Origin of the sequence: Streptomyces sp. NPDC014727 (genome assembly GCF_043083485.1) — a bacterium.
Taxonomy (GTDB): Bacteria; Actinomycetota; Actinomycetes; order Streptomycetales; family Streptomycetaceae; genus Streptomyces.
The window spans coordinates 43,345-60,405 of the sequence record NZ_JBIBYR010000020.1; the positions used below are offsets into that span (position 1 = coordinate 43,345).

Here is a 17,061-nt window from a genome sequence, read left to right on the forward strand (position 1 = left end):
GCCCCGCGGCGCCGCACCTGACCACCGAGGCGGCGGCGCCGTCGGGTGTGACATGCACCCCTGTGGCCGTGGGCCGTTGACACCGGGTGCCAGGGCTTCTAGCGTCTCGTCTGCTGAAGGTACTAAGCGGTTGCTCAGCTATCGGGAAGGTTCCGCGCACACGAGGATTCCGTGCCGGGGGTGCCCCGACGTCCGCTGAGCGGCGATCCAAGGGCGAGGAGAACCAAGCATGTCCACCACCGAGCAGCGCGTCGCCATCGTGACCGGAGCGGCGCGGGGCATTGGCGCCGCCACCGCGGTACGCCTGGCGGCCGAGGGCCGTGCCGTCGCCGTACTCGACCTCGACGAGGCGGCCTGCAAGGACACCGTCGAGAAGATCACCGCCGCCGGGGGCACCGCCCTCGCCGTCGGCTGCGATGTGTCGGACAGCGCCCAGGTGGAAGCCGCGGTCGCGCGGGTCGCCGCCGAGCTCGGGGCTCCGACGATCCTCGTCAACAACGCGGGCGTGCTCCGCGACAACCTGCTCTTCAAGATGAGCGAGTCCGACTGGGACACCGTCATGAACGTACACCTCAAGGGCGCGTTCCTGATGGCCAAGGCCGTCCAGAAGCACATGGTGGACGCCGGGTTCGGCCGCATCGTCTCGCTCTCCTCCTCCTCGGCGCTCGGCAACCGCGGTCAGGCCAACTACTCCGCCGTCAAGGCCGGTCTGCAGGGCTTCACGAAGACCCTCGCCAAGGAGCTCGGCAAGTTCGGCATCACCGCCAACGCCGTCGCTCCCGGCTTCATCGTCACCGAGATGACCGCGCAGACCGCGGCCCGCATCGGCATGGGCTTCGAGGAGTTCCAGGCCGCTGCCGCCACGCAGATCCCGGTGCAGCGCGTCGGCCGTCCCGAGGACATCGCCAACGCCATCGCCTTCTTCACGGGCGACGCGGCGGGCTTCGTCTCCGGCCAGGTGATGTACGTCGCCGGCGGACCGCTCAACTGATCCGAAGGGAGACGGACATCATGACTGTGCAGGACAGCGGGAAGGTCGCGCTCATCACGGGCGCGAGCCGGGGCATCGGCTACGGCGTCGCGGAGGCGCTCGTGGCCCGCGGTGACCGGGTGTGCATCACCGGACGCGGCGAGGAGGCCCTCAAGGAAGCCGTGGAGCGGCTCGGCTCCGACCGGGTCATCGGCGTGGCGGGCAAGGCGCACGACGAGGCGCACCAGGCGGCGGCCGTCGAGCGCACCATGGAGGCGTTCGGCCGGGTCGACTTCCTCGTCAACAATGCGGGGACGAATCCGGTCTTCGGTCCGATGGCTGACCTCGATCTCAATGTCGCCCGCAAGGTGTTCGAGACCAATGTGATCTCGGCGCTCGGTTTCGCCCAGCAGACCTGGAAGGCCTGGCAGAGGGAGAACGGCGGGGCGATCGTCAACATCGCCTCGATCGCCGGGATCTCCGCCTCGCCGTTCGTCGGCGCCTACGGCATGAGCAAGGCCGCCATGGTCAATCTGACCCTCCAGTTGGCGCATGAGTTCGCGCCGGTCGTCCGGGTCAACGCGATCGCTCCCGCGGTGGTGAAGACGAAGTTCGCCCGGGCGCTGTACGAGGGCCGTGAGGCGGAGGCTGCCGCCGCCTATCCGCTCGGCCGACTGGGCGCTCCCGAGGACATCGGCGGCGCCGCCGCGTTCCTCACGTCGAGCCAGTCCGAATGGATCACCGGACAGACCCTGGTCGTCGACGGCGGGATCTTCCTGAATGCCGGCGTGAGCTGAGCGCGGCCTGAGCGGTTTTGGCCCTGATTGACTCAAGTGCCCTGTCGGGCCTGCGGATTGACCCGACGGGGCACTGCGGTAAGGTCTGCCGACCCATGGCTGATCGAGGAGCGTTCACGTGTTCTACCGGGCCAGTGTGCAGGCCGCTGCAGTCCTTGCTTCCCTTTCTCTGCTGGCAGGCTGCGGACTTCTCTCCGACGGCAGCTCGAAAGAGGAACAGAAAATCGTCGTCGGTACGACCAGTGAGCCCTCCACCCTCGATCCTGCGGCGGCGTGGGACAACTCCTGGGAGCTGATGCGGAATGTCTTCCAGACCCTGGTGAGCTTTCCCACGGGCAGCACCAGTCCCGAGCCCGATGCCGCGGAATCGTGCACGTTCACCGATACCAGCAGCACGGCCTACCGGTGCAAACTCCGCGAGGGCCTGAAATTCTCCAATGGCGACAAACTCGACGCCGAGGCCGTGAAGTACTCCATCGACCGGATCAGGGACATCAAGGTCAAGGGCGGACCCTTCGGCATGCTCGGCTCGCTCGACCGGGTCGAGACCAGGGGGGACGACGTCGTCGTCTTCCATCTGACCAAGCCGGACGCCACCTTCCCCTTCATCCTCGCCACCCCCGCGATGTCGCTCGTGGCGCCCAGTGACTATTCCAAGCACAAGATCCGCAGCGATGGAAAGGTCACCGGTTCCGGACCCTACCTGCTTGATTCGTACAAGCCGGGGAATCGGGCCGATCTGGTGAAGAACCCGGACTACGAGGGCTTCGCCAACCGTAAGAACGACGCCGTGACCATCCGGTACTTCAAGGAATCGGCGCCCGTGGTCGCGGCACTGAAGAAGAAGGAGATCGACGCGATCTACCGGGGCCTCACCGCCGAGGAGGTGGTCAATCTCGAGGACAACAAGGACCCGGACAGCAATCTGCAGATCGTGGAGACGGTCGGCGCGGACATCCGATTCCTGGTCTTCAACCCCGAGGACCCGGCTGCCGGGAACGTGGCCGTACGGCGGGCCATCGCTCAGCTCGTCGACCGTGACGCGCTGGTGGCCAAGGTCTACCAGGGCACCGCCGAGCCGCTGTACTCCATGGTCCCCAAGGGCATCGCCGGTCACACCACCAGCTTCTTCGACGCCTACGGCGAACCGGACAAGGGCAAGGCGAAGCAGATCCTCGCCAAGGCCGGTATCACCAGGCCCGTCGAGATGACGCTCTGGTTCACGACCGACCGATACGGCTCCTCCACGGCACCCGAGTTCGACGAGCTCAAGCGTCAGCTGGAAGCCTCCGGACTGTTCCGGATCACGCTGCGGAGCAAGCCCTGGAAGGAGTTCCAGGAAGGGTTCACCAAGGGCCAGTACCCCGTCTTCGGCCGCGGCTGGTTCCCGGACTTCCCGGACCCGGACAACTTCATCGCCCCCTTCGTGGGCAAGGACAGCATCACCGGGATGCCGTACGTGAAGAACGAGATCACCCAGCAGCTGCTGCCACAGACCCGCAAGGAGAGCGACCGGGGAGCGGTCAGCAAGCAGTTCGAACGGGCCCAGCAGATCCTGGTCGACGACGTACGGTTGCTGCCGCTGTGGCAGGGCAAGCTGTATGTCGCCTCCGGCGAGGACATCGGCGGCGGGGAGCGCGCGCTGGACCCGCAGACGGTCATGCAGATGTGGGAGCTGTACCGCAAGGCCAGCTGGTAGGCCGGCGGCAGGGCTCGCGGGGTCCGTTGTCAGTGGCCCCCGGTAGGTTCTCGGGTGAAGAACGTATTACTTACCGGAGGTTGTTGACGTGACCGACACCGACCTGCTGCCCGAGTCGTGGCGCGGCGTCCTCGGCGAAGAGCTGCAGAAGCCCTACTTCAAGGAGCTCACCGAGTTCGTCGAGGAGGAGCGGGCCAAGGGGCCGGTCTATCCGCCGCGCGACCAGGTGTTCGCCTCCCTGGAGGCCACGCCCTACGACAAGGTGAAGGTCCTCGTCCTCGGTCAGGACCCGTACCACGGCGAGGGGCAGGGGCACGGCCTGTGCTTCTCGGTACGGCCGGGTGTGAAGACCCCGCCCTCCCTGCGGAACATCTACAAGGAGATGAAGGAGGAGCTCGGCCTGCCCGTCCCGGACAACGGATATCTGATGCCGTGGGCCGAGCAGGGTGTGCTCCTGCTCAACGCCGTGCTGACGGTGCGCGCGGGCGAGGCCAACTCGCACAAGGGAAAGGGCTGGGAGAAGTTCACCGATGCGGTGATCCGCGCGGTCGCCTCGCGGCCCGATCCGGCGGTCTTCGTGCTCTGGGGCAACTACGCCCAGAAGAAGCTCCCGCTGATCGACGAGGAACGGCATGTGGTGGTGAAGGGTGCACACCCGTCGCCGCTCTCCGCCAAGAAGTTCTTCGGCTCCCGTCCGTTCACACAGATCAACGAGGCGGTGGCGGCGCAGGGGCACCAGGCCATCGACTGGCGCATCCCCGATCTGGGCTGACGCCGGGGTCATCACCCCGCCGACGGCGGGCGCCGGGAGGACAGACCCGGGACGCCCGCCCGAGCCTCTGCGGGATTGACCGCGGCTGCGGCTAGCGTCGATCGGGAACGGGTGGACAGGAACAGGGAGGCCGCGGTGACGGAGCAGCGGGAGGCGTCGAAGGACGCCGTCATGACCAGGATCGGCCAGGCGATCATGCTGCTGCACGGCGGTGACCGGGAAGAGGCCCGCAATCGCTTCGGCGGCCTCTGGTCGGAGATCGGCGAGGACGGTGAAGCCCTGCACCGCTGTACCCTCGCGCACTACATGGCCGACACCCAGGACGACCCCGGCGATGAACTGGCCTGGGACCTGCGGGCGTTGACCGCGGCAGACAGCCTGACCGACGAGCGCGCGGCGCAACATGCCGACGCGCTCGCGGTGCGGGCGTTCTACCCCTCGCTCCATCTCAATCTCGCGGCGGACTATGTGAAGCTCCAGCGTCCCGAGGCGGCCCGGATCCATCTGGACAGGGCGCGCGCCGCCTCCGATGTCCTCGCGGACGACGGGGTGGACGACGGATACGGGGGAGGGGTCCGCGCGGCGATCGCGCGGCTGGAGCTGAGGCTGCGGGAGCTGTGAGGGGTGGCCCGTCCGTGGCGGACGGGCCACCCACCCGGCTCTCTCCTGCCGGGCTCAGTGACCGTAGGTGTTCTCACAGATGCGGGACTGCGGGCTGCCCGCGGGCCAGTGCCCGTACCCCCGCCCCAGTGCGCAGACGTCCGTCCCCGAGACGGGGGCCGGCAGGGCCGGGGCGGGCGCGGTCACGGCGGGCGGGGCGTGACGCGTCCGGGGCCGTGCCGCTTCGGCGGGGTTGCGTTGTCGCTGCGCGTGGGGCGCGGCGCGCCGGGAGTCCGGCGATGTGCCGATGGTCGGGGCGGACGCGGAGACGGACGCCCGCGGGCCAGGTACGGCTTCCAGTCTGTCGTGGGCGGGTGGCGGCATGATCTGCGGAGCCAGGTCCTGGCCGGGCCTGCTGTTCCCGGGCCGGGCCGGAACGTCCGCCTGCGGGGCCACGGACACACAGCCGGACAGCGTCGTGACGGCGACGCCGACCAGGAGCTTCACGGTGATTCTGGTTCGTTGCACCTGAGTAACTCTGCTGTGCGGACCCGGTTCGGAGTGAGCCGGGAAGCGTTGATTGGCCCGCACGAGTGACTCCGGTCAGCGCAACGTCCAATCGGAACCCAGCATTCCGCGCAGCAGTTCGGTGAAGCCGGTGCGCAGTTCTTCCTCGGTCGGTACCGAGCGGTGGAACGATCCCGCGGCACACGAGAACATCAGCCCCTCGCACCAGGCCACCAGGGAGAGGGTGTGCCGCTCGGGCTCGGCCGATCCGGCCGCGGTCATCAGCGCCGACAGCGGCTCGCGGAACCGTCGTCCCGTCGCGTCGAAGAACTCTCGCAGCTCCGGGCGCCGGGTCGTCTCAAGAGATCATCCCCATGCCGTCGTCATCGGCAGCGGAATCGGCGGACTCACCGCGGCGGTGGCCCTGCACGGGTGCGGTTGGCGGGTCACTGTTCTGGAACGCGCCGCCTCCCTGGAACCCGTCGGTGCGGGTATCGCCCTCGCCCCCAATTCACAGCGCGCCCTGGACGTCATCGGCCTCGGCGACGAGATCAGGTCACTCGCCGCCCGGCAGGGCGAGGGCGGCATGCGCACCCCGAGCGGCCGCTGGCTCTCCCGCACGAACAGCGCCGCCGCGGCCGCGCGGTTCGGTGGGCCGCTCGTCCTGCTGCACCGGGCCGCCTTCGTCGACCGCCTGGTGGCCCGGCTGCCCGAGTCCGCCGTCCGTACCGATGCCGCCGCGGAACTGCTGGACCCGGGCGTCGCGGACGGGGCGCGAGCCGTGGTCACCACGGCGTCCGGGGACATCGAGGCCGACCTCGTGATCGGCGCCGACGGCATCAACTCCGGCGTGCGCGGGGCTCTCTTCCCGGCCCACCCCGGACCCTCGTACGCCGGATTCACCACCTGGCGCATCGTCGTCCCCGCGCCCGAGCGGCCCTTCGCCCCGCACGAGACCTGGGGGCGTGGCGCCCTCTGGGGCACCCAGCCGCTCAAGGACGGCCGGATCTACGCCTACGGGGCCGCGGTGGCCCCCGCCGGAGCACGTGCCGCCGACGACGAGAAGGCAGAGCTGATGCGGCGGTTCGGCAGCTGGCACGACCCGATCCCCTCGATCATCGCCGCCGCCGAGCCCGGCCAGGTGCTCCGCAACGACGTGCACCAACTGATCGACCCCCTGCCGTCCTTCCACCGCGGGCGGGTCGTCCTCCTCGGCGACTCCGCGCATGCCATGGCACCCAGCCTGGGACAGGGCGGCAACCAAGCCGTCGAGGACGCGATCGTGCTCGCCCACCATGTGATGCCTGAGGGGGACCTCGGCGCGGGTCTGGCGGCGTACACCGCCGACCGGCTTCCCCGTACATCCGCCGTCGTCCGCAAGGCCGCGCAGGCCGCCCGGCTCATGCGCCTGACGAGCGGTCCGGCCGTGGCACTGCGCGACGCGCTGATGTCCGTCACTTCGCGTCTCGGGCCCACGCTGGTCCTGCGGACCTTCGACGGCATCGCGGACTGGCAGCCGCCGCAGCACACGTATGCTGCCCGGACGAAGGAGGCGCACAGGTCACCGCGGTAGACATCGGTCCGAAGGGCTCTACGGGGCACCCTCGTCCGGCGGCACCGCAGGGCCCGCGCCGGACAGTGAGAGGGAGACCCCTGTGAAGGTCGGCTGCATCGGACTCGGCGACATCGCGAAGAAGGCGTATCTGCCGGTTCTGACCACTCGGCCCGGGGTCGAACTGCATCTGCAGACCCGTACCCCCGCCACCCTGACCGAGGTCGCCGAGTCCTACCGGATCCCGTCCGGGCAGTGCCACACCGATCTGGAATCGCTGCTCGACCAGAGGCTGGACGCCGCCTTCGTCCACGCGCCGACGGCCGTGCACCCGGAGATCGTGGCCCGGCTGCTGGACGCGGGCGTCGCCACGTACGTGGACAAGCCGCTGGCCTACGAACTCGCCGATTCCGAAAGGCTGGTGAGCCTTGCCGAGGACCGCGGGGTGAGCCTGGCCGTCGGTTTCAACCGCAGGGTCGCGCCCGGCTACGCGCAGTGTGCCGAACACCCGCGCGAGCTGATCCTCATGCAGAAGAACCGGGTGGGCCTGCCCGAGGACCCCCGCACCATGGTGCTCGACGACTTCATCCACGTCGTCGACACCCTGCGCTTCCTGGTTCCGGGGCCGGTCGAGCACACCGCTGTGCAGGCCAGGATCCGCGACGGGCTGATGCACCATGTCGTGCTGCAGCTGTCCGGCGACGGATTCACCGCCATCGGGATGATGAACCGGCTCAGCGGCTCGACCGAGGAGCGGCTGGAGGTCTCGGGGCAGGACTCCAAGCGAGAGGTCGTCAACCTCGCCGAAGTGATCGACCACAAGGGGCAGCCGAGCGTACGGCGGCGCGGCGACTGGGTGTCCGTGGCCCGGCAGCGCGGCATCGAGCAGAGCGTGCTGTCCTTCCTGGGAGCCGTGCGGGCCGGAAAGGTGCTCAGCGCCGAGGACGCCCTGCGCACCCACGAGCTGTGCGAGCGCATCCTGCGCGACCTGGACGTTGCCTGAGTCCGGAGGAACCACCGCCTGCCTCACCCCCCGGAAGACATGCGAGCCAGGCGAGATCCCACCGACCATCCCTGGGCCACCGGCCCCCGGGATGCGTCGGGCCCCACCCCGATGCAGGCTGGGGTGATGGACCACCGGCCCGTGGAGGTGACCTCGTGAGGCCCCACGACGAGCCAAAGGGCTGGGGAGCGCTTCAGCCGCCGCCCGGCTACTACTCGGCCGACGGGCGGCCGCCCGACGCGATGCAGCGCGCGCTGATCCTCGACTGGGCGGTCAATCAGCGGATCGCGAGCGGCTGGCGTGTGGAGTCCCGTTCCGAGACCCAGGTCGTCATGGTCCGTGGCCGACCGCTGAACCACGTGCTGCACGCCGTCCTCATGGTCTTCACCTGCTTTCTCTGGGGCGGCGTGTGGCTGGTGCTGGCCGTGACGAACAGGGTCGAGCGCGTCGCGCTCACCGTCGACGCCCAGGGCCACATCGTCTCCGTGCACGGCCCGGGATAGTGCGGGAGGCGGTGCCCGGGCCGGGCTGGTCCGAACCGGTCGGCCCGGCGGTCCCTGAGCGTGAGGAATCCACCGGACCCGAGGTCTCCACCGCAGCCGCCGCAGCCCTCGCCCCGACCGGCCCGCCCCGGTCACGCCTGCGCAACCACCGCACCCCCTCGAAGGCGCAGAAAACGGCCAGCACCGCCACCGCCCCCTGCACGGGCCAGTCGCCCAGCCGCACATAGAGCGTCGTACCGGACGCCAGCGGTACGTCGTACACGACGGCGCCGCTCGTGTCCGTACCGAGCGGTTCACCGACCGGGGCCCCCTGCGGGCCGTACACCGCGCTGATGCCGGTGAGCGTGGCATGCACCATCGGGCGGCCGTTCTCGGCGGCGCGCAGCGCTCCGAGCGAGGCGTGCTGTGCGGGAGCCCAGCTGTGCTGGAACGTCGACGTCGACGACTGGTCGATCAGCACCTGAGCGCCGTCCAGGGTCAGCCGCCGGCTCATGTCGGGGAACGCGGACTCGAAGCAGATCAGCGGACCGATGCGCAGTCCTTTCCCGCCGAGCGCGGAGGGCAGCCACATCGTCACCGAGTGGGTGCCCCGCAGCCGGTCCTCGCCCGCGGCCCTGCCCACGGACGTGACCCACCCGAGCACCGACCGGGCCGGGACGTACTCACCGAACGGCACCAGCCGCATCTTGTCGTACCGGTCCCCTGTCAGCCCGTCCGGGCCCACCAGCACGGCGGACTTGAAGATCCCGGTCCGCCTCGATCCGCCGGTGTGCCGGGCGTCCATGTTGACCAGCACATCCGCGCCCAGCCGGCGCGAGAGGGCCGCGATCCGGGCAGTGATGTCCGGGTGCCGGGAGAGGTCCACACCGACACTGCTCTCGCCCCACACCACCAGATCGAGATCGCGTCCCACCAGAGAGCGGGTCAGCCGCTCACTGACCGCCAGTCGGCGCTCGACGCTCCGCGGACCCGCGATCACACCTGGCTGCACGACGGCGATCCTGGCCACGCCCGACTGCTCGGGCCGCGGCGCCCACTGCGCCATCGTCCCCACGGCCAAGGCGCACACCGCGAGGCCTACGAAGGCGACCGTACGGGCGGCGGCGGTCACGAACAGCAGGGCGACCGCGGTGTTCACCGCCACCAGCAGAAGGCTCACCAGCCACACTCCGCCGACGGAGGCCACCCGCAGTGCGGGAGTCACCTCCCACTGGCTGGCACCGAGCAGCCCCCAGGGGCCGCCGAGACCCTGCCAGGAACGGACCAGCTCGATCATCAGCCAACCGCACGGCACCACGACGACCGCAGTCGCTGCGTTCGCGGCGGACACCGGCCCGCGCAGCACCCGGAGGACCAGCAGGCCCCAGGGCGCCCACAGCAGACCGAGCAGCGCCGCCAGGATCACGAGGAAGACATGGAGGCTCGGCAACAGCCATTGGTGCACGGCGAGCAGGTAGCCCATCCCGCCGAGCCAGCCGTCGAGCGCCGCCCTGCGCCCCGTACCGGCGGAGCGGATCAGCAGCAGCCACGGCACCAGTGCGACCGGGGCGAGCCACCACAGGGACGGCGCGGGGAACGCGAGCGCGGGCAGCGCACCGGCGAGCAGTGCGAGACAGCCTCGCCACCGGCCGGACCGCAGTACCCGCTCCCACTGCTCGCCCCGACCGGCCGGAATTCGCATGCCGCGCCTCCTCGTCCCGCCTGATCAGCAGTCTCCCCCCTGGCCCCCCGTTCCGCAGTTCTTCCCCCGGGCCGGGGAGCGGAAGCCTCGACGGGCGGGATCAGCCCGGCAGGAGCGAGTCCGTCGTGCCGCGCCACCTCTCGTGGACGGTGACGGTACGGATCCGCCAGCCGCTCCCCGTACGCGCCAGAGTGAAGGTGTACCGCCCGCCGGAGACGAAGTTCGGCGCGCCCGCCCGCGCCCCGGAGCCGCCCCCGTCCCCTTCCGCGCTCTCCAGCCGCATCGGGTTGACGTAGTCGGCTCGCACCTCGGCGCGGTCGCCCGGACAGCCGTCCAGGTCCGGGAGGGCGACCAGACGGTTGACGATCAGGTGCTGGCGTACGGGGAAGAACCGCATGGTCTCCGCGAGCCACCGGGCGACCTCGGCCGCAGACCCCTCGATACCGCCCGCACTGCGGTAGTCGGCACGGCCGTCCTCGGCGAACAGGGCGCGGTAGTCCGCCCATGCGCCGTCGTCCACCGCCCTCGCATAGCCGGTGATCACTGCATCGACGGACAACCGGTCCATCACGGTCGCGAGATCCACGCGCTGCGTCATCGGGTCAGTGTCTGCCCGCCGGCGTGCGAGGCCAAGGGGCGTGCACGCACAGCGGGCCGGGCGATGCCGTCAGCAGGGCACCACCGCCACCGGGCCGAGCGCGTGCGTGAGCGTGGTCTGCGCGACCGGGGAGAGCCCGAGCCCGAGGGACTCACCGCCCTTGCGCCGCCCGATCACGGTCAGTGCCGCGGTGGCCGAGGCGGTGACCAGGGTGCGTGAGGCGGAGCCGCCGACGGGTTCCCTGACGACCTCGACCTGCGGGTACCTCTCCCGCCACCCCGCGGTGACTTCGGCGAGACTCCGTTCGGCCGCACCAGCCGCCGCGTCCCGGTCGAAGACGGGTCCGCCCGACAGCATCGAGGAGAACATCGTCCAGCCGTGCACGATCCGCAGTCGCGCACCGGGCCGGGAGGCGGCCGTCGAGAAGGCGAACTCCAGCACCGCTTCACTGCTCTCGTCGGCGGCGACGCCCGCGACGATGTCGCGGAAGGCCTCCTTCGACTCCTCCTCGTGCTCGTCGGGCGGTCCGCTGTGGATGACGACGACGGGGCACCTGGCCATCGAGGCGATCGCCAGGCTGTTGGAGCCGAGCAACAGTGACCGGAAACCTCCCAGACCGCGCGAGCCGACGACGACCAGCGAGGCCTCGTTGCTGAGCGAGGTCAGCGCTGCCGCGGCAAAGTCCAGCGGCGCGAGCGTCCTCGGGTGCAGATCGGGAGCGATCCCGGCCACCCTTCGCACGGACCGGGTGAGCAACTCCTCCGCCTCGCGCTGCTGTGTTTCCGGGACGGCGTGGCGGGTCGGCGTGCGGGCATGCACGATCACCAGCGGGAGCCTCCGGCGGACGGCTTCGTGGGCGGACCAGTCGAGCGCCTCACGGCTGTGCGACGAGCCGTCGACGGCTGCGATCACGGGAAGCTCGGTGGCGGTCATGATTCCCTCCAGGTTGCGGCGGTACATGTCCCACACTGGTACGCGCGCACCTGGTGCGGCAGGGACTTTCGGCCCCATCTGCCGGGGACGGTTGTCGTCGGGGCGCCGGTGCGGGCGGTCGTCGCCCACTCACGGGTGGTTCGCTCCCACCGCCCGGGGCGTACCAGCCGCTCCTGGGCCTTCCCTCGGGGCAGGCCCGGCGTGTGCAGCGGGCGCGACGATCCTTCAGTGCTGCGCGCGCGAGACGTGGGGCCTCCTGGTGGCTCCGGATCGCGCATCGACCGAGCGCCAGAAGGCCCCGCCGGCTCGTTCCACGCGCCCCCACCGGTCCGGGGTCACTGCGTCTTCTCCGTCATGTGGGCGGCGTCCAGTGCCGGGGCGATCACGGCGAAGGCCCGGTCGATCAGTTCCATCGGGTCCTCGGTGCCGTTGCTGTCGCTCCACCACCGCAGCACGGCGTCGAAGGCGGCCAGCGCCATTCCGGCGGCCAGTGGCGGGTACAGATCGGTGTCGGCGACCGGCCCCGGACGGTGAGTCAGCTCCGTCGTCAGGTCGGAGCGCCATTGTGCCTGGCGCTCCAGGAAGCGTGCGAGCAGGGCGGGGGTGCGCAGAATCAGCTGAACCACGCGCAGAGCCCTGTCGGAATGGTCGGCGCAGGCGGCGATGGGGACCGAGACGGCGTGCCGCAGCGCCACGGACGGCCGAGGGTCCCGATCTCCTCCTCGCGCAGTTCGACGTCGACCGTGCGGCGCTCCGCTGCGGAGCGGTCGTTGAGCGTCAGCCGGTCCTCGTCCAGCCGTGGCGGATCGGTCGCCGACGCCGAGCGGGCCGTCGACTGTGTCAGCCGTACATCCGACCAGTCCTCCCCGGTGCGCTGCCAGACCATCGCGTCGGTCTCCAGGGTCAGGGAGTCCCCGTCGAGCGCGGCCCGGTACGCGGGGCGCCACAGCGCACACGGGGTGAGGTGGCTCAGGCGCAGTGCGACGGGCCCGGCGACCGCGGCCTTCACGGTCAACTCGATGTGGCCGACCAGCTCGGCGGGCTCCTCCTCGGAGAGATCCATGGCCCGCCGGGCTTCCCCGAGTTCGACCGCGAGGGCGGCCAGCCGGGCCTCCACGGCACGCAGTCGCTCGCCCTGCATGTCACGCTCGTGGTCCACCCGGTCCAGTTCGCGGGCCCAGCGGGGCCGTTCGCGCTCCCCGGATCCGGCGCCTTCGCCGATCTCCCGCAGCACGTCGGCGGCGAGGCGGCCGAGCAGGTCGAGGCGGGCATGCAGCCGGTCGCGTCGCTGCCCCAGAGCAAGCGGCTCCTCTTCGAGGGTGTGCACGCGGTGGCGCAGGGCGGAGTCGTCGGTGGACGGCAGCGGCCCGAACCCTCCGGCGCCACGGGCGCGCTCGGGCGTCGGAGAGGTCTGCTGCCAGTTCCCTGTCCGGACGGGATCGCCATGACCGGCGACCGCCTCCACCCGGGCGGACCCGCCCCGGCCGACGGACGGGCCGGGGCGGGTCCGAGCCTGTCCGGCTAGACGGCCGGCAACTGCGAAGGCACGAAACCCTCCGCGGCGAGCCGTTGCCACAGCCGGTCCGGGATCGGGAACCGGGATGCCGCGGCGTTCGCCGTGACCTCGGCAGCCGACCGGCAGCCGACCACGACCGACGTGACGGCGGGATGCAGGTACGGGAACTGGATCGCGGCCGCGGCGAGCGGAACCCCGAACTCGGCGCAGATCTCGCGGCACCGCTGTGCGCGAGTCAGCGCCTCCGCCTGCACCGGCCGGTAGTTGAACATGGCGTCGTCCGACGGGTCGGCGAGCAGACCGGTGTTGAAGACCCCGCCCACGACCACGGCGGTGCCGGTTTTCGCGCACAGCGGCAGCAGCGTCGTCAGCGCCTCGTGGTCGAGCAGGGAGAACCGGCCGGCGATGAGGACGACGTCCACCTCGAACTCCGCCACGTACGCGGCGAGGCGATCACCGTGGTTCATTCCGAACCCGATCGCCCGGACCAGCCCCTCGTCCCTGAGGCGGCGTACCGCCGGGTAGGCGGTACGCCGGATCTCGTCCGGGTAGTCGTCCGGGTCGTGCAGGTACAGGATGTCGACCGACGGGCGCCGCAGCCGCGTCAGACTCGACTCCAGCGACGCGCGGATCCCGCGCTCCGTCCAGTCGGTCACCACCGTGCCCGGCGAACCGTCCGGCTCGGGCCGCAGCAGCCACCCCGTCTTCGTGGAGATCACCGGCTCGGCGATCCCGGCCGGCGGCAGCAGCCGGCCGAGACGGTCCTCGGCCTGCCCGTGCCCGTAGCGCGGGGCGGTGTCGAAGTAGGTGATGCCGGCCGCGGCGGCGGCCTCCAGCGTGGCGGCCGCGTCCTGTTCCGACACCTCCTGGAACAACCCGCCCAGCGGGGCCGTGCCGATCCCGAGCCGGGGCAGGTCGAAGGGCAGCCGGGAAGGCGCGCCGTGCGCCGACGCGCCGGTCATCGGGCCACCTCCCACGGGGACCGGTACGTCGGCCGGCCGTCGCGCAACGCCATCGACAGCGTCAGTCGTACCCGCGTGGCTCCGGGCAGGTCCACCCGGCAGTACGGCCCACCGACATCCTGCGCCGGTCCGTCGTCGACGCGGACGGTGTGCACGAGGTGTTCTGCGAACGAACCCGCCTGCACGACCACCGAGCGATCGGCGCCGCCGAGGTTGACCAGCTCCACCACGGTGTGGTCCGGGCGGATGTCGGACACGAGCGCCGCGACGTCCGGGGGCAGGCCGGGCCGTGGGTCGAGGGCGTCGTGGTAGCGCAGATGCAGTTGGGTCAGGCCGCCGTTGTAGAGCACCTGCGGCGATCCGGTGGTCAGTTGCAGCAGGGCCTCGGTGACCACGGGATTGAGATGCTGCCAGTGATGGATGTCCAGGGCATCAGGGCCCACGGCCGGATCCACCGGGTCGTTCTCGATGGCCTCCGTCCGTTCGGCGCAGGAGGCCATGGCGCTGAGCAGCATCCGCTCGGGGAAGTCCGGATTGCGGCCCTGGAGGAACTCGTACCACGGCTCCTCGTGCCCGGCCTCGTCCTTGATGCGCTGAGTGTGCACCGCTGTCCAGTCCCAGTTGGATCCGGCCCGCAGCTGCTCGATGCGTTCCTGATCCACCGCCTCGCGGCTGAAGTGCCAGAGCGACATGGGTAGTTGGCCGGGCATGATCGTGAAGTCGAACCAGCCGGAGTCGTTGTGCCGCTGGGGCACCATGAGCGTGCGCTCGTCGGCCATCGCCCGCAGGTGCGGCTCCCAGCGCTCGCCCAGGGTTCCCATCTCGTCGGCGCTCCGGTGCTCGGCCCGGCGCAGCACCGCGTCCAGCGGGTTGCGGGCGAGGTCGAGGAAGGACCGGTCGCCGGTCAGCAGCGTGGCGTTGGACGCTCCGGCGAGGGTGGCGCTGGCGACCGGAGAGAGCCCGTGCGGCCACGACCAGCCGTAGTGGCCGCCGTACCACCGGCCGTCCAGATACTCGCCCACCTCACCGTGCAGCCCGGCGTTGTCGGGTACGACGTCGTGCCCGGCGAGCCGCTCCCGCCACGCGCCGACGTACTCGGCCACCCAGTCCGCGTAGCGCTGGTCCCCGCCGAGCAGGTACGCGTTGGTGGCGAGCCCCGTCGCGGCCAGGTTCACGAGGGTGTCGCCGCGGCCCATGCGGTCCCACATCGCCCGGCCGTAGGCGCGAGCGCGCTCGGGGGAGGCGGCCAGCTCGTCGAAGGACGTGACGTCGTCGATCCCGTCGAGCGGCAGCCCGTAGGGGCGCAGGGCGAGACTCCACGGAAAGTACGTGTCGTGGTCGCTGAAGCCCCAGCGCGGGCCGGCGGAGCCGTTGTGCGGGGCACGGATCACCCGGTGCCCGGCGTCGTAGTTGGGACCGCCCGGCAGGTAGAAGTCGGCGAAGTGGCAGGCCATTTCGCGCAGTTGGGCGTCGCCGGGGTCGGCGAGGCACAGGCCGTAGAAGAGGAGCAGCCCCTCGCCCTGGTGGAACCAGTCGTAGCCGCGCTCAAGGCCGCTCTCCAGCATGCCCATCTCCGTGAGCTGCTCGGAGACCCCGTGCCAGTGCCGCCGTGCCGCGGTCAGCAGATCCGCGCTGCCGCCCAGCAGGTAGAGCGTCGGCCAGTTGAAGAACGGCTCGTAGAAGTCGTCCACGCCGTCGCGGCCGTCGAGACCCTCTCCCAGTGCGCCGCGGAAGACGAGGCGGCCGTCGCGTTCGGTGTAGCGGTCGGCGAAGACGCGCCACGCCTTGTCCTGGACGGCGAACAGTTCCCTTTCGAGTGCGGCCCACCGGGGAACGTCGGTGACACGGCGGGTCGCACGCGCATGCGGCACGTGCGCGGCGTCGGCGGTGGTCGTCATCGGTGCGCCACTCCTGCCACGGACGTGCCACCGATTCGCCCGGTTATGAGCATCAAGAACACCCGGCCCCTCACAATCGCCCATCGATTACCGATGGCTAGACTCACTGGCGGGGGCTGACGTGTCAATACTCGGCAACGCCTCCGGAAAGGAAGCCGTCGGTGATCGACTGCCATGCTCACCTGTGGAATCCGCAGGAGGGGTTCCCCTGGATCCGTCCGGATTCCGTGCACCATCGGTCGTTCTCGTCCGGGGATCTGGAGGACGCGGGTGCCGGCCTCGGTCTGACCGGAACCGTCCTGGTCGAGGCGTCCCGCGGCGACACCGGCGAGACGCTCGCCCTGCGCGACCTGCGTCTGCGACGGCCTGATCTCGTCGCCGGATACGTGGCGAACCTGCACGTCCACGGGAAAGCCGGCCCGGAACGCTTCCGGGGACTCCTGGACGGCCTGGGCGACACACGGCCCAACGGGATGCGTCTGGGCGGACCGGCCTGGGCCGACACGCCGGCGTCGGCCCGCGCGCTCGTCCCGGTGCTGGCCGAGGCGGGTGTGGTGCTCGAACTCAACCTCGCCACCGGCGCCCTGCGGGCCGCAGCCGACGTGGCCGCCCGGCATCCCGGGCTGACCGTGGTCGTCGACCATCTGGGCAACCCCCCGAACCTCAGGGCGGATCCGGGGGACTGGTACCGGGACGTCGAGCGCACGGCCACGACGCCCCACGTGGCCGTGAAGATCTCCGGCCTGCTCACCCAGCAGCACGGGGTTCCGGCCGACCGGGTGGCGCATCTGGTGCGGCACGTGGTGGACGCCTTCGGCCCGGATCGCTGCCTCATCGGCTCCGACTGGCCGATCTGCCTGCCGCGAGGCTCCCGGGGCGACTCGCTGGCGGTGGCGCGGCTCGGACTGGCCCATCTCCCCGCCGCTCAGCTGGAACGTGTGCTGCACACCACCGCCGAACGCGTGTACGGACTGTGTGGTTGACAGCGCTGAGAGTGCCCTGCTTCGATTCGTGGGTCATCGATAGGCGATAAGTGGTCGCCTTCTTCCGGCCGAGCCGGCCCCGACCCA

Annotated in this window: 16 protein-coding genes and 2 pseudogenes; 9 read left to right on the top strand and 9 right to left on the bottom strand. The window is 70.8% G+C overall.

Features of this window, described 5'->3' with window-relative positions:
• Nucleotides 1–229: 229 nt before the first annotated feature.
• The 5 genes from fabG (at nt 230) to ACF1B9_RS27155 (ending at nt 4,859) form a co-directional block, all read left to right on the top strand.
• Nucleotides 230–991, top strand: a complete 762-nt coding sequence (gene fabG, locus ACF1B9_RS27135) for a 3-oxoacyl-ACP reductase FabG (RefSeq protein ID WP_361453063.1) — start codon at nt 230–232, stop codon at nt 989–991.
• A 20-nt stretch (nt 992–1,011) separates the two neighbouring features.
• Complete coding sequence (locus ACF1B9_RS27140; protein ID WP_376220006.1) at nt 1,012–1,767, top strand: SDR family oxidoreductase; 756 nt, start codon at nt 1,012–1,014, stop codon at nt 1,765–1,767.
• Between the two features lie 118 nt (nt 1,768–1,885).
• A complete protein-coding gene (locus tag ACF1B9_RS27145) occupies nt 1,886–3,466 on the top strand; it encodes an ABC transporter substrate-binding protein (protein WP_391745045.1) in 1,581 nt (526 codons plus the stop codon).
• A gap of 88 nt (nt 3,467–3,554) precedes the next feature.
• Nucleotides 3,555–4,238, top strand: a complete 684-nt coding sequence (locus ACF1B9_RS27150; RefSeq protein ID WP_391745043.1) for a uracil-DNA glycosylase — start codon at nt 3,555–3,557, stop codon at nt 4,236–4,238.
• 135 nt (nt 4,239–4,373) lie between these two features.
• Nucleotides 4,374–4,859 carry a hypothetical protein gene (locus tag ACF1B9_RS27155; protein WP_391745041.1) on the top strand — a complete coding sequence of 162 codons (486 nt, stop codon included), beginning with the start codon at nt 4,374–4,376 and terminating at the stop codon, nt 4,857–4,859.
• Nucleotides 4,860–4,913: 54 nt separating this feature from the next.
• Here ACF1B9_RS27155 and ACF1B9_RS27160 read toward each other — a convergent pair whose 3' ends face one another.
• Both ACF1B9_RS27160 and ACF1B9_RS27165 read right to left on the bottom strand, forming a co-directional pair.
• The gene (locus ACF1B9_RS27160) at nt 4,914–5,366 is read right to left on the bottom strand and encodes a hypothetical protein (protein ID WP_391745040.1); all 453 of its coding nucleotides are present in this window, start codon (nt 5,364–5,366) and stop codon (nt 4,914–4,916) included.
• Nucleotides 5,367–5,441: 75 nt separating this feature from the next.
• On the bottom strand, nt 5,442–5,684 hold the full coding sequence (locus ACF1B9_RS27165) for a hypothetical protein (RefSeq protein ID WP_391745097.1): 243 nt from the start codon (nt 5,682–5,684) through the stop codon (nt 5,442–5,444).
• Nucleotides 5,685–5,730: 46 nt separating this feature from the next.
• Between ACF1B9_RS27165 and ACF1B9_RS27170 the strand changes: the two genes are divergently transcribed.
• From ACF1B9_RS27170 to ACF1B9_RS27180, 3 genes are all read left to right on the top strand, one after another.
• Nucleotides 5,731–6,918, top strand: a complete 1,188-nt coding sequence (locus ACF1B9_RS27170) for an FAD-dependent monooxygenase (protein ID WP_391745095.1) — start codon at nt 5,731–5,733, stop codon at nt 6,916–6,918.
• 82 nt (nt 6,919–7,000) lie between these two features.
• A complete protein-coding gene (locus ACF1B9_RS27175) occupies nt 7,001–7,900 on the top strand; it encodes a Gfo/Idh/MocA family protein (RefSeq protein WP_391745039.1) in 900 nt (299 codons plus the stop codon).
• 155 nt (nt 7,901–8,055) lie between these two features.
• Nucleotides 8,056–8,403, top strand: coding sequence for a hypothetical protein (locus ACF1B9_RS27180; protein ID WP_391745038.1), 348 nt, complete (start codon nt 8,056–8,058; stop codon nt 8,401–8,403).
• On the opposite strand, the gene lnt is transcribed toward ACF1B9_RS27180, so the two are convergent.
• From lnt to ACF1B9_RS27215, 7 genes and pseudogenes are all read right to left on the bottom strand, one after another.
• Nucleotides 8,354–10,084 (bottom strand): apolipoprotein N-acyltransferase, encoded by a 1,731-nt coding sequence (lnt, locus tag ACF1B9_RS27185; RefSeq protein ID WP_391745037.1) that lies wholly within the window; start codon nt 10,082–10,084, stop codon nt 8,354–8,356. The genes ACF1B9_RS27180 and lnt overlap by 50 nt on opposite strands.
• Nucleotides 10,085–10,184: 100 nt before the next feature.
• Nucleotides 10,185–10,682 carry a nuclear transport factor 2 family protein gene (locus tag ACF1B9_RS27190; RefSeq protein WP_391745035.1) on the bottom strand — a complete coding sequence of 166 codons (498 nt, stop codon included), beginning with the start codon at nt 10,680–10,682 and terminating at the stop codon, nt 10,185–10,187.
• Between the two features lie 69 nt (nt 10,683–10,751).
• On the bottom strand, nt 10,752–11,615 hold the full coding sequence (locus ACF1B9_RS27195; RefSeq protein WP_391745033.1) for a universal stress protein: 864 nt from the start codon (nt 11,613–11,615) through the stop codon (nt 10,752–10,754).
• Nucleotides 11,616–11,950: 335 nt separating this feature from the next.
• Nucleotides 11,951–12,316 (bottom strand): annotated as a pseudogene (locus ACF1B9_RS27200) (TetR family transcriptional regulator); the annotation flags it as partial.
• Nucleotides 12,292–13,218: pseudogene (locus ACF1B9_RS27205) on the bottom strand (DUF4139 domain-containing protein); the annotation flags it as partial. The pseudogenes ACF1B9_RS27200 and ACF1B9_RS27205, both read right to left, overlap by 25 nt.
• On the bottom strand, nt 13,137–14,093 hold the full coding sequence (locus ACF1B9_RS27210) for an aldo/keto reductase (RefSeq protein ID WP_391745032.1): 957 nt from the start codon (nt 14,091–14,093) through the stop codon (nt 13,137–13,139). The gene ACF1B9_RS27210 and the pseudogene ACF1B9_RS27205, both read right to left, overlap by 82 nt.
• Nucleotides 14,090–15,991 (bottom strand): hypothetical protein, encoded by a 1,902-nt coding sequence (locus ACF1B9_RS27215; RefSeq protein ID WP_391745030.1) that lies wholly within the window; start codon nt 15,989–15,991, stop codon nt 14,090–14,092. The genes ACF1B9_RS27210 and ACF1B9_RS27215 overlap by 4 nt, the downstream gene beginning before the upstream one ends.
• A gap of 161 nt (nt 15,992–16,152) precedes the next feature.
• Here ACF1B9_RS27215 and ACF1B9_RS27220 point away from each other — a divergent pair, with 161 nt between their 5' ends.
• A complete protein-coding gene (locus ACF1B9_RS27220; RefSeq protein ID WP_391745028.1) occupies nt 16,153–16,974 on the top strand; it encodes an amidohydrolase family protein in 822 nt (273 codons plus the stop codon).
• Nucleotides 16,975–17,061: the final 87 nt, after the last annotated feature.

Excerpts from the sequence above, each read along its gene's own strand:
- fabG (WP_361453063.1), top strand. The coding sequence starts at position 230 with ATGTCCACCACCGAGCAGCGCGTCGCCATCGTGACCGGAGCGGCGCGG.
- ACF1B9_RS27210 (WP_391745032.1), bottom strand. The coding sequence starts at position 14,093 with ATGACCGGCGCGTCGGCGCACGGCGCGCCTTCCCGGCTGCCCTTCGAC.
- ACF1B9_RS27140 (WP_376220006.1), top strand. The coding sequence starts at position 1,012 with ATGACTGTGCAGGACAGCGGGAAGGTCGCGCTCATCACGGGCGCGAGC.
- ACF1B9_RS27190 (WP_391745035.1), bottom strand. The coding sequence starts at position 10,682 with ATGACGCAGCGCGTGGATCTCGCGACCGTGATGGACCGGTTGTCCGTC.
- ACF1B9_RS27195 (WP_391745033.1), bottom strand. The coding sequence starts at position 11,615 with ATGACCGCCACCGAGCTTCCCGTGATCGCAGCCGTCGACGGCTCGTCG.
- lnt (WP_391745037.1), bottom strand. The coding sequence starts at position 10,084 with ATGCGAATTCCGGCCGGTCGGGGCGAGCAGTGGGAGCGGGTACTGCGG.
- ACF1B9_RS27215 (WP_391745030.1), bottom strand. The coding sequence starts at position 15,991 with ATGACGACCACCGCCGACGCCGCGCACGTGCCGCATGCGCGTGCGACC.